This window comes from Psychrosphaera sp. B3R10, from assembly GCF_018861025.1.
Lineage (GTDB): Bacteria > Pseudomonadota > Gammaproteobacteria > Enterobacterales > Alteromonadaceae > Psychrosphaera > Psychrosphaera algicola.
In genome coordinates this window covers 1-12,859 of sequence record NZ_JAHKQH010000032.1, presented here as the reverse complement: position 1 = coordinate 12,859, position 12,859 = coordinate 1, and the positions used below count along the sequence as shown (strand labels likewise).

Annotated in this window: 11 protein-coding genes; 4 read left to right on the top strand and 7 right to left on the bottom strand. The window is 40.4% G+C overall.

Features of this window, described 5'->3' with window-relative positions:
* Nucleotides 1-55: 55 nt before the first annotated feature.
* From KO525_RS12110 to KO525_RS12095, 4 genes are all read left to right on the top strand, one after another.
* Nucleotides 56-739, top strand: coding sequence for an ABC transporter ATP-binding protein (locus tag KO525_RS12110; RefSeq protein WP_215964081.1), 684 nt, complete (start codon nt 56-58; stop codon nt 737-739).
* Between the two features lie 40 nt (nt 740-779).
* On the top strand, nt 780-3,290 hold the full coding sequence (locus KO525_RS12105; RefSeq protein WP_252736892.1) for an ABC transporter permease: 2,511 nt from the start codon (nt 780-782) through the stop codon (nt 3,288-3,290).
* 383 nt (nt 3,291-3,673) lie between these two features.
* Nucleotides 3,674-3,847, top strand: a complete 174-nt coding sequence (locus tag KO525_RS12100; RefSeq protein WP_215964080.1) for a hypothetical protein — start codon at nt 3,674-3,676, stop codon at nt 3,845-3,847.
* Between the two features lie 40 nt (nt 3,848-3,887).
* Nucleotides 3,888-6,575 (top strand): dockerin type I repeat-containing protein, encoded by a 2,688-nt coding sequence (locus tag KO525_RS12095; RefSeq protein WP_252736891.1) that lies wholly within the window; start codon nt 3,888-3,890, stop codon nt 6,573-6,575.
* A gap of 304 nt (nt 6,576-6,879) precedes the next feature.
* Here KO525_RS12095 and KO525_RS12090 read toward each other — a convergent pair whose 3' ends face one another.
* The 7 genes from KO525_RS12090 to KO525_RS12060 form a co-directional block, all read right to left on the bottom strand.
* Nucleotides 6,880-7,176 carry a hypothetical protein gene (locus KO525_RS12090; RefSeq protein ID WP_215964079.1) on the bottom strand — a complete coding sequence of 99 codons (297 nt, stop codon included), beginning with the start codon at nt 7,174-7,176 and terminating at the stop codon, nt 6,880-6,882.
* Between the two features lie 117 nt (nt 7,177-7,293).
* On the bottom strand, nt 7,294-8,565 hold the full coding sequence (locus KO525_RS12085; protein ID WP_215964078.1) for an O-acetylhomoserine aminocarboxypropyltransferase/cysteine synthase family protein: 1,272 nt from the start codon (nt 8,563-8,565) through the stop codon (nt 7,294-7,296).
* A gap of 397 nt (nt 8,566-8,962) precedes the next feature.
* Nucleotides 8,963-9,766, bottom strand: a complete 804-nt coding sequence (locus KO525_RS12080) for a sialate O-acetylesterase (RefSeq protein ID WP_215964077.1) — start codon at nt 9,764-9,766, stop codon at nt 8,963-8,965.
* A gap of 119 nt (nt 9,767-9,885) precedes the next feature.
* The gene (locus KO525_RS12075) at nt 9,886-10,218 is read right to left on the bottom strand and encodes a hypothetical protein (RefSeq protein WP_215964076.1); all 333 of its coding nucleotides are present in this window, start codon (nt 10,216-10,218) and stop codon (nt 9,886-9,888) included.
* Nucleotides 10,219-10,459: 241 nt separating this feature from the next.
* Nucleotides 10,460-10,867, bottom strand: a complete 408-nt coding sequence (locus KO525_RS12070) for an MAPEG family protein (protein ID WP_215964075.1) — start codon at nt 10,865-10,867, stop codon at nt 10,460-10,462.
* A 137-nt stretch (nt 10,868-11,004) separates the two neighbouring features.
* A complete protein-coding gene (locus tag KO525_RS12065) occupies nt 11,005-11,394 on the bottom strand; it encodes a hypothetical protein (RefSeq protein ID WP_215964074.1) in 390 nt (129 codons plus the stop codon).
* A gap of 463 nt (nt 11,395-11,857) precedes the next feature.
* The gene (locus KO525_RS12060) at nt 11,858-12,628 is read right to left on the bottom strand and encodes a hypothetical protein (protein ID WP_215964073.1); all 771 of its coding nucleotides are present in this window, start codon (nt 12,626-12,628) and stop codon (nt 11,858-11,860) included.
* Nucleotides 12,629-12,859: the final 231 nt, after the last annotated feature.

The following is a 12,859-nucleotide window of genomic DNA, read 5'->3' as shown; positions in this document are numbered from 1 at the left end:
GTGGTTGGGGGATAAAACCCGCAAGCCAAACCAAATAAACAAAAGGAATAATGTCATGTTACAACTTAAAAACTTATCTCGAATTTACCAATCTAACGAGGTCGAAACGGTCGCATTAGATCAAGTTAACATTGATATAGAAAAAGGCGAGTTTGTCGCGATTATGGGGCCATCGGGCTGTGGCAAGTCGACTCTATTGAGCATTATCGGCATGTTAGATAAAGCCAGTGACGGCCAGTACATTTTTGACGATGAAGACGTGTCGGGTTATTCCGAAGCGCAACTGTCTCAGATCCGCAAACACCACATCGGTTTTATCTTCCAAAGCTTTAATCTAATTGACGAACTCACCGTTGAAGAAAACATCGAACTGGCACTTTTATATCACAATATTCCCGCGGACGAGCGCAAACAAAAAGTCGCCAAAGTTATGGACAAGGTGGGCATTGCACACCGCGCACAACATATGCCGAGCCAACTGTCAGGTGGTCAACAGCAACGTGTGGCAGTCGCCCGTGCGGTGGTCGGCAACCAATCCATGATCCTTGCCGATGAGCCAACCGGAAATTTGGACAGCGCCCATGGCCAAGAAGTCATGGAAATGCTGCAGGCACTTAATGAAGAAGGCACAACCATAGTAATGGTCACCCATAGTCCTTCTCACGCCGACTACGCGCACCGAACCATCAATTTATTTGATGGCCACGTAGTCACTCAAAGTATTCGACAAGCCAGTTAATGCCAACAGGGTATTAATTCCAAAAACTTAGAAGGAATGAATGATGTTAAAAAATTATTTACTGACCGCTTGGCGCAATATTATAAAAAACGGCATGTTTTCAGCAATCAATATTCTTGGGCTAGCACTTGGCCTAATGAGCTGTATTTTGATCACTCTATTTGTCAGAGAAGAAACCGGCTACGACAAATGGCTGCCAGACTCAGAACGTGTGGTGCGAATGCATTCTGCGTATATCAACCCAGGTTCACAGCCATTTCTAACTGTACGCTCCGCGGGCAATATGATGGAAGCCGTTCGAGACTATGCCACTAATGAAGTAGAACAAGGTGTGCGACTGATCCAATTCGGCGCGTCAGTTATTCAAAAACAGGATGTAACCGCGGAACGAATCACATTTGTTGACCCGGCATTTTTTAATGTGTTCGATTTGCCATTTGTTTATGGCTCAAAAGAAACGTCCTTTAAAAAACCGCTCGATTTAGTGATCACCGAAGAAATGGCAATTAAGTACTTTGGTAAAACCGACGTTGTTGGACAAACACTCACCGTTTGTTGTGCTGGACCAGAGCCGTCGGAGCTCACCGTTACAGGTGTGATCAAAGACTTGCCAAAAGCCACACATCTCAATCTCGACTTAGTGATCTTTGTTTTGCCGTCCATTATTGAAAACAACCCCGGCTTAAGTTCATGGACCAGCGTTAACGTGTACACCTATTTTAAAATGCGAGAAGGCGTTTCAATTGACGAGTTTCAGCAGCGGTTAACGTATTGGGTCGACAATGAAAGTCCGTTGTCTGAAGGGTTAGAGCCGGGCCGAAAAGTTTCCCACAATATGAAACATAAGCTCATGCCACTGGAAGATTTGCATTTACATGCCAAAAAAGACGCGGGTAACTTAGGCGACTTATCCCCTTTAGGTGACGCATCTATGATTAATGCCTTTTCAGTAATCGCGGGCTTAATCCTGTTAATTGCCTGTATTAATTTTATGAATTTAGCCACCGCCCGCGCTAGCCAACGAGCCCGTGAAGTAGCCATGCGAAAAGTGCTCGGTGCCAGCCGTCAACAGGTCACAATCCAGTTTCTTGGCGAAGCAATAGCATTAGTCTTTATTTCATTATTGGTGGCTCTCGTTTTGGTCGAGCTTGTTCTGCCAATATACAACCAGGCATTAGACAGTGAACTTGAACTTGCGTTGTTTAGTGACCCGACACTACTCATTGCCATTATTGTCATCGGCCTAGTTGTCGGGCTTGGTGCTGGCATCTACCCAGCCGTTTACTTATCCCGGTTTTTACCCGGTCATATTCTAAAATCCAATAAGAGTACGGAGTCTGGACGTACTTCAGGATTTAGAACATTTTTGGTTGTTTTCCAATTTACCGCATCTATCTCTTTAGTGATTTGTACGGTTGTGATCTATGCCCAAACACACTTCGCTCAGTTTGTCGATGTAGGTTACAACAGCGACAACAAAATGGTTTTAGCGATTAATAGAGCTCGGGATAAACGCGAAAGTTTACGCCAAGAATTGTTGAATCTTCCTGAGATAAAGTCAGTGGTATTTTCATCAGAAGCACCCACTCAAGACAACGAAAACAACTCGTTTTTTACCTTACTTGGCAGCAGTCAATCTGACGACGCATCAACGAATCAAATGAGCAATCAAGGCCAACTTTTAAACTTGCATAATATGGACTACGGCTTTTTTGAAGCATATGACGTTGCACCGATTGCCGGTCGTTTATTTGACCAAAAATTTGGTTCTGATGAGGTCACCAGCGTCGAGACGGGACAACATGCCGGCGCTGCCAGTGCCGTTCTAAATCAATCGGCATTAGCTAAGCTTGGATTTAACTCTGCGCAGGAAGCCATTGGCCGAACCGTTGCGGCAAATATCCGCGGCCAGCAACACTTTAAGATTGTCGGTGTGATCCCTGATATCTATTTCCGTTCAATTAAATTTGGGGTGCGGCCGACGATTTACATGTTAAATCCTCAACGATTAAACGTCGCAAGCATTTCGTTTAACACCAACAACCCAGCGCAACTGCGAACTCAAATAGAACAAGTTTGGAAAAAACATGTGCCAATGCAGCCAATTAACCTACAGTTTTTAGACAGTATGATGGCAGCACAATATAACGATGAACGAATTCAAACCCGCTTATTCTCAGCGTTCTCTATCCTCGCCATCCTCATCGCCTGTTTGGGATTATACGGCTTAGCGGCATTTACCACGGAACGTCGGACAAAAGAAATTGGCATTCGAAAAGTAATGGGCGCACGGGTTCGAGATATCGTCGGGCTGTTAATTTGGCAGTTTTCAAAACCCGTTTTAATTGCCAACTTAGTGGCGTGGCCTATTGCGTCATTTGCGATGATCGGTTGGCTCGAAAACTTTTCCTACCGCATCAATCCACTTTGGTTAATCCCTATATGTTTAGCGGTCGGGACCTTACTGTTACTGATTGCCTGGGCTACCGTGGGAACAAATGCGGCCAGTGTCGCCCGCGCAAACCCGATTAATGCGTTGCGTCAGGACTAATTGGCGTAAATCAAACGGCAGTTAAGACAACTTGATGGGTCTAAAGTGAGGCCCATTAAGTTGTTAATTTTTGAGATGTTTACCACACCGTGCTAGTGAGCACGTTATAACCCCCTGACTCTCACAAGTTACAAGTTACAAGTTACAAATTACAAATTACAAATTACAAATTACAAATTGCTAATTACAAGATACAAACCACAAATCGCAAAATGAGCAGTTAATTGAACTGGCCAACTCGTAAGGTCGATATCGAAAACAAAAATACGCCCCTAGTAAATTGTTTAATTAATCAACAACTCAATCACGCCTAATTTGCAACGCTCCTTTTATAAATATCAGTGTTCATTATTACGGTTTTCGATGCTCAAACTGTTACATCAATGTTGTCATTAGTAACAACAGCCATATTGAATTTGGTAAATGACCAATTATCACTAATGGCTACACCTCTATCGCAGCACCTAGTTGTTAATGGCAGCAAAATAGAAACAGGGGCTAGTGTATTTTTTGTTATTGCAATGGGTTATGAGCAGGTGCAGCAATACAAAAACTAGTTGAAAGCAATTTTAATAACAATAATAAATAGGAATTACGATGGGCAATTTTCAAAATAATTTGATAGGTCTAGCAACAATATGTTTACTCGCATTTGCGACCAACCATGCGCGAGCACAGTCTATATCGGTTGACGCTAGCGACGTCAAACAAACCATCACTATGATGGGGGGAGATATGGAGCGTAGCGGCTCAAACCTCCAAAACGCCGCTAATAAAGAAGAAATTATTGATTGGTTGGTTAAAGACATCCCCTTCGATACTTGGCGAATCGCATATAATAAAAACCAAGAAATCGTTGAAGGCACAAAAAATTGGGCCTATTACGATGATGAATTAGCAGCAATGCAATTGATCAAAAATGTAAATCCCAATATGAAATTTTTCGCGACTCTTGAGTCTGACTACCACGGTTACAGCCAAGGAAATCGAAATAACCTTCCAACTTGGATTTATGACTATTCCTACGAAAATGGCGCAGTGGTTGGAACCAAAACATTCAATGCCCAAAAGTACGGTATTTTTCTCGCTGATTACGTTGAGTTTATGGAACAGTCGGGATTTCCATTAACCTATATCGCGACTTCAAAAGAATACATTGGTGTTATTACACCATGGCGTGCAAAAACTATAATTGCCACGCTTAAATCTGAATTGGCCGCCCGTAATGTTAACATGCCACTGATTATTGACGCCGGTACTTGGTCACTCACAAGCGCAAATCGTTTAATAAATGGCTATGAAAACAATAACCTTATTGATGACGTACATGGCTTTAGTTCTCACGACTATTGGTCTAACGAAACACTGACCTGGGAAGATTTTGCGACTAAAGCGAACGGTGTAGGAAAACCCGCATTTAACGAAGAATCCGGTCACGGTGGCGGTGGACAATCATTATATGAATCCGATTTTAAAAATGCGTTGAATGCCTACTTTGAAAAAACACGTATGTACGCGGGTGGCATTAAAGGTGAAGCTATTTTTGAACTTTGGCCACGTGGCTATAATGAAATTCAAGAAAATAAGTTTTTTGCAAAGCCAATATTTTTTAACAATGGTTCAGATGGTCGACGGATGCGTTCGTATTACATCATGAAAAAATTTGCGACTGCCGCAGTCGACAGTGTTTATGTCAATTCATCAACGACCGACCTTGAAGATGTCAGCACCATGGCTTTTCGAAAAGGTGATGAGATGGCCCTTTGGGTAATCAACCAATCCAACAACGATTACAACAGTGTAGACTTTAATATAAGTGAGTTTGGCCTAAAAAATGGCATGGACGTAAGACAAACCTATTGGAGCGAAACAACAGAAATCGAAGGTGTAGAGACGAGAATCAACCTTGATGCCCATGACCATTTTACCGCTAACGCCAAGGCCAATAGTATCAGTGTATTTATTCTCAAACCTCAATATACACTTACCCCTTATGTTAGAGTTAATGACGGCAACTGGGTACAAACTGACGATGTCACTGTTACAGAGGGCGATACGGTTGATTTTGGGCCACAGTCTCGAATTGCAAATACGTGGACTTGGCAAGGTCCTGCGAACTTTAGCACTGACCAACGAAAAGTTCGACTCGAAAATATTACGCCAGCAATGGCTGGTGAATACCTAGCGACTTATTCAAGTTACAGTGGCTTTACAAGTGACATCATCACGACCTTAAAGGTTGATTGTGATGCGGATCCTGTTACCACACCTTATTATCAAATTAATGACAGTAACTGGGTAGGTGATCAAAACACTGCAACTTTGGAGGCTGGTGACTCAATAAAATTTGGACCACAATCACAAATTCAAGGTGACTGGCATTGGTCAGGTCCGAATAATTTTAGTCATTCGGGAAGACAGCCAGAGCTAACAAACGTGAAACCAGATATGGCGGGTACTTATGTTGCAACGTACACAAGCCCTCAAGGCTGTAGCACTAACCTAGATTATCACGTTATCGTCAACTGCAGCGTTGAACCTACGATTATTCCATGGGTACAACTAAACGGTGCATGGTCGCGATCAACAAGCTTAGACATAAAAGACGGTGATTCATTTAAAATTGGCCCCAATTCCCCGAACACCGGAAGATGGCAGTGGACAGGACCAAACGATTTTAAAGCGATGGAAGTTAGACAACTGTCATTTGTTGATGTTGGTGAAGAACAAGGTGGTCAATATGAAGTGACGTTTACAACCCCTCAAGGGTGCGTTAACAGTACAACTTTTGAAGCCAATTACATCCCAACTAATGTTTGTACACCACCTAAAGTGACGCCTTACTTGCGAGTTAACACAGGTTCTTGGTCGAGTAAATCTGCCGCAACGTTAGCTATCGGTGATTCAATAGACATAGGGCCACAGCCTAATTGGGGCGGTACTTGGGCCTGGACAGGACCGGACGGTTATTCTAGCGACATACGCCAAATACACCTCGATATACTTGATCAATCCCAAGCAGGTACTTACTACGGTACTTATACTAAAAATGACGGTTGCAGTAACACTGTAGAAATTGCCATTGCAATTGAAACGCCAGAGCCTTTAGTTGGGGATATAAATAACGATGGAGACATAAACTCCGCAGATATTGCCGCTTTCATTGCAGTTTATGGATTAAAGAGTACCGATGAAGGCTATTTAGTCGCCGCTGATTTAGATGGTGACGGCATAATTTCGCGCCTCGACTATAGCCAGCTTTATAGTATTTATCGTCAACAATAAAACTCTAAATCTCTGTCTTTATGTTAGCGACATAAGATAGAGGTTTAATCATTCTCACACCCATTGAGGGCAGTATAGCGTTAGGTTAACTTCAATCTAACCTGTTCTGCCCATTTTGCCCATTTTGCATGAATACTCTAAAAACTTTTCGATATACTTGGCTCTAAAACCCCCTCCTATTCCGCTAAAAGAGACTTAATTTAAAAACGTCACAACTCCTTGGTTAAAAGGGTCTGTCGCTAAAACGTTCAGCTGAACGGATATCAAAAATAGTTAATGACGGCGGCATTCTTACTTTAACGTATTAATACTGGTGGAATCGATTCGTTATATAAACCTGCATCTTGTTTACCATTGCATTTTTTAACGACGCTAACGCGATTAGGCGTTGGTCATTTTTGTAAGCGTTAAAATGGTCTGGACTGGGAAATTGAATAACATGTATTTCGTCGGGTTCATCTGCGCCTTTAACATCGTTAAACGACGCACTAATCAACTCACCTTGGTGCTCTCGTAATATCTCAATCGCGCGCGATTCAAACTGTCTCAACCCCTCTATACCTTTGTCGCCGGCAAAAAGTAACGCAATAATTTGGATCATAAAAACAACTCGCTTAACGGCTAATTAGTTAACAACAGATACAAAAAAACTGGCTAGAACACACGTTTCAAGCCAGTTTATTTTGTAGGATCGCAAGGTGCTATGCTTTATCTAACCCTATGCTTTATCTAACGCTTGGCTCACATCTGCGATGATATCGTCAATGTGCTCGATACCCACTGAAATTCTGATCAAGTCAGCGCTTACGCCAGCAGAAGCAAGTTCTTCGTCATTTAATTGTCTGTGAGTTGTCGACGCAGGATGACACGCTAAAGACTTAGAGTCGCCAATGTTAACTAAACGTAAAATCATCTCTAGTGAGTCGATAAAGCGTGAACATGCTTCAATGCCACCTTCAACACCAAAGCTAATAATTCCTGACGCCTTAGAGTTTGTGATCTTTTTACAGCTTTCAAAATGAGGACTTTCTGGTAATGCCGCGTAATTTACCCATTTTACTTTTTTGTGCTGCTGCAAATATGCCGCAAGTTTTTCTGCGTTTTCACAATGGCGCTCCATTCGTAGACCAAGTGTTTCAAGTCCCTGTAATATTTGGAATGCATTCATTGGTGAAATAGCAGCGCCAGTATTTCTAAGCGGAACCACACGGCAACGACCGATATATGCGGCTGCGCCTAATGCTTCTGTGTAAACCACATCGTGGTAAGAAGGGTCTGGTTCATTTAATACAGGGAAGCGCTCTTTGTTTGCTGCCCAATCAAATTTGCCCGAATCAACAATAACACCACCAATTGACGTACCATGGCCACCGATATATTTAGTTAATGAATGAACAACGATGTCCGCTCCTAATTCAAATGGGCGACATAGGTATGGGGTTGCTACCGTATTATCCACGATTAAAGGCACACCGTGCTTGTGAGCAATTTCTGCAAGACGACTGATGTCAACGATATTGCCCGCTGGATTACCGATAGATTCACAAAATACCGCTTTGGTATTTTTATCGATGGCTTGCTCAAATCCGTCAAAATCGTCATAAGAAACCATTCGAGCTTCAACACCTTGTTTAGGCAAAGTATGCGCAAAAAAGTTATACGTACCACCATATAATTGGCTGGTACTCACAATGTTATCGCCAACTTCACAAATACACTGTATTGCATAGGTAATTGCCGCCATACCAGACGCGACACACAATGCCCCAATGCCACCTTCCATCGCTGCAACACGTTTTTCTAAAACGTCAGTGGTTGGATTCATGATCCGAGTGTAGATGTTTCCTGGCACCTTAAGATCGAATAAGTCCGCGCCGTGTTGCGTATTATCAAACGTAAAAGATGTGGTTTGATAAATAGGTACCGCAGCGGCTTTTGTTGTGTCTTCCGAAGTGTATCCTTCATGTAAAGCTAATGATTCTAGTTTCATGTAAATTTTCCCTGTTGACGATAAAAATAAGTATTACATTAGTTGGTATACCAAGTGCCAAAGCCACACTTCTTGGCGGTGTGCTGGGCCAGTTTAAATCTAGTTTAATCCCAATTAATGTAATTGAAGGTGAACTGCATTTAAGCTTCCTCTAACACACTTAACAGACACCTCTCTGTCCCCTACTGTAAATCCAAAAAGCCAAATCACACACACAACAATTAGAATGATTCGTTCTTTAATATGGCTTATTACCCGGTTTTTATAAATAACTGAACATCACCTAATCATGTCTAATTTTTGACCATTGCATTTCACTTTATTAGGCACAAAAAAAGGTGAATCAACTTCACCTTTTTTAATTTGTTTTAACTCAATAATGTCCAGACTACTGCGTTTACTTATCCCCCACTAGAGTCAAATAAGCCTGCGATAACCGCTCGCCGTGAGCAATTAATGCCGTTGGCGTTAGATGGGTTTTATCGGCTTTTTCCAGACCTAACATAGATGTGAATATTGCGTTTGGATCCTTTGCGGCAAATGATTTGTGACTCTCAAGTACTAAGGGCGTTTTTTTAACAAACTTATGCTGTTCATCAATTCCTAATATTACGGGTAGATTTGGCACGTTTGTTAAGTCATTACGAACATACTTAATGAGTGCAGATAGGTTTTTACTGTATGCCACTGCCGACTTACCGTGAGAGTCACTTTCACCTTGGATCCAAATAAAACCACGCACAACTCCAGTATGGCCGTCTTCCTTTAGCGCTTTCATCGCTTTATGATATGACGCTATCATCTTATCGGTAAGGCCATTTTCACCCGGCCTCTTCCAGCTTTTGGCCAACGACGTTGCCCCTTTAGAAAACTTAAAAATCGCAGGTTGATAACCCTTCGTTTTTAATTGGCGGGCAAAGCTAATCTCTGGCCCAAAATGCCCTTTTTCAAAGCGTCCGCCTTGCGGTCCCAAAGTTATCCATTTGCCATTACTGGAGTTAACTTTTTGTTTTTCTGGAAAGATATAAAACATAGGGATGTTAGGATCTAGCCCATCTACATCGATAGGATATTGCGCCGCATCGCCCTTCCATCCCTGAGCATTAGACTGACCCGCAACAATAAAAATATCATATGTCTGCGCCATATTTGGTAATGATAAAAGTGACAGCGCAAATAATAAAAAATGTATTTTGTTCAAATTTATAACCCAACATTGTGTTAAAAAAAATGTAGCTATTGCCAAACCTGCTAAAAAAACAAAGCTATGTTTTGTTCTTCAGTTTGGTAAAAGCCTGATTCAAACGAGTTAGATCGCAATTACCACGCCCGCCATTCTTCGGTGACATCGCCGTCAAAAAGAATATTAGCATCGTCCAACACTCTAAAAATAAACTCACAAATTTGCTCACGCTGATCCGTTTCAATAAGGCACTCATCGCACTTTAAATTCAGGTCATTTAACGCCAAAACAAGGTCACGTACAAGCACCAACGCCTCATCTAGATTACGGCCCTTAGACTGAACCAAATGATGAAAATCTATCAGTAACTTTATACACGCATCAACATCCTCAACATTGTAATCGGGATCATCATCACCCTCGATGTAATCCATCAACCCATATTGAATATTCCTAAGTAAACTTTCCAATGAATTCTCCTAAAATAAAAAGCCTCTAAAAGAGGCTGTACATTGGTCACAATTAGCGTCAAATGAGCAAACAAAAGCTAAGCTAAGTACTTCAGTCATCGAAATATTAGATTTCACTTTAGAGTATTCATTTTCCATTTGTTTATTGTCCGTATTTTAAATACCACCCTAAACGAGTAAAACACATAATCCTAATATTGAGTGAATAGCAATGTCCTCCAATATGAATTTATTAGTATGCTCAATTGAGTAACAACCAAATCGCTGGAACTACCAACATTGCATAAGTTGTAAACATACCAATAATTCTAGGTACTGGAAAATGGGGATTACGCAACATACCGATGGAATGAGATATGCGGCCTAATACAAAACAAACGCCCAGTCCCCACAATAACGTTTCACCAGCCCCGTTAAATTCAATAAGAGCTAGCATAATTAGACACATTGGTACGTATTCAATGAAATTCCCAAAGGCACGTATCCGCCTTTTTAAGGTTTCATCATTTCCGTCTTGATAAGGATACTTTGCAATATCTCCTTCGGACTTCCCTAGCTCAACTCGACGCAAAGACACCATCATTGTTAATACCAACATTTGTATGGCGAGTATCGCTGCTATTTTTGACGTAATTTCCAAAACTACCATACTTATCTCCAAATGTTAGTAAATTCTAACGACCAAATAATGGCCAAAACATTGTTGGCTCGAATGTTGAGCGAATGTTGAGGAAGGAACACGAGCCAACTGGTATTTGTACTGCTTTGACGACTTTCTTGGCAATTTTAGCCAATATTAAATATCATAAACGCAAAAAGTAACACACTAAAAAAACAGACTAACTTCACTGCAAAAACAGTAAAAATTCCTGTTAAGTATCTAATTAAACCTTCCAACTTATCAGTACCTACAACCAGTATAAGTAACACAGCAGCTAATGATAAATACCCAAAACATGCGAAAAAAATAGGGAAGTGAGCAGTGTCCGCTGACAAAATTAGGGAAATACCCAACAAAAATCTAATTAAAAGATCTGTATATTTTGCCAATTTTGATTTTATAAGGATTGGCATCCAATCTATTAATTTTTGCGGAGAGTGAAAACAGAAAGCACTTAGTAATACCATTCCAATTGAAATCAGAATAATTATTGATTGCCAGACTGTGTAGATCACGCTAATTACCTTTAACTAGGCTGTAGATTAACCCGTTTTAAATTTATTTTATTTATCTACAAACGATATCCGAGTTCAGAAATTGATTCAATCGATTACTGAATTTTACTTCTACTATTAAGAATACTGTTTAAAAGTGGATTTTGATTGGCATGACAGCGAGTATTTTGGGGTTATATTGTGGGCGAATTATGAACTTACCCTGCACTCGGTAAGAGATCCCTAATATCGCAGTGGCTGACTCATTTTACAAGCTAGGGAATGACAGAGTTAGGCAATGATGAGAGCACAATAAGAGAGCCTCCATATGTGTTTACCGTAAACAATTTTAACAGCACAACGACATAGCGAAGTAGATTATTTTGCTGATTGACGAATACAATTAGCTGCCAAGCGGCAGCTAAAAAAGCTCCTTTTGTTTATTTGACGGAAGAAGGTTCATATGTGTTATAACTAAACACGCTTAACTATCAATTATTTTAAACCCTTTTACATTACAAACTAAACAAGTATATCTTTTCGCGGGATAATGGATAGGTCCCCAAGTGTTAATAGGTCTCATCTTACCTACCTGAGTTATAGGAGTATTTTTATCTATTAATGCAGATAACAAAGTGCATGACGGACATTCGACAATTTCATTGCCTTTTTCCAACTCTAATTTAATTTGAGGTGTTCTAATATCTAAAACACTTTCCAGGTAACCAATATGATTCCTAATTTCAGTGTTTATTGATGAAAACCTTTCCATATATTCATCAAAATATTGAGCCCATTGATTGGTCAATAGTTCATATATATAAAACCATGACGCCCATAATTCGACAATTACAGATGCCTTATCTCCTTTGAAATCCGTATGTGCAAAATGAACTATTTGATTTCTGTGCATACCTAGTTTTAAGAAGTTATCTAACGCAGCTTTTTCAAAAGTTTCTTTACTTATTTTTTCTAACCTCTTGTGCGCTTGAGCTAAAAAAACAGATCTAAAATCACCATTCTCAAATTTATTGATATCAGCCTCTTCTGGTTTAGCTAGAATTAAAGACCAGTGTTCCTTCATTAGCCTAGCTTTGAAAAACAGTTCTATAGCTGTATATAAGTCTATAATCGAATTTTTAGGAGATGTTTCTAAGCTTTTAACTGAGGAGTCAAAAAAAGAAATGGCATTCTCGACAACCAAAATAAACCATTCTGATTCACTTTGTTTTGCTTGAATAATAGATTTTGCCACTGAACATTCCTTTAGTTATAACGCCTCATTAAGAGGCAATAAAATAGTTGGTTAAAATAAGCGAGGCACGAGCAAAAACCAACTGTTTTTTGTCCTGCTTTAATGACTTGATACTTATTGAACCTTCTCCCCGAAGTTTAGCTTTTAGCTAAACTTCAAGGCGACCAAACCAAAAGGAGAAAGCTCAATGAAATTTTATACTAAATTACACAATTTTTACTGCGGAATCGA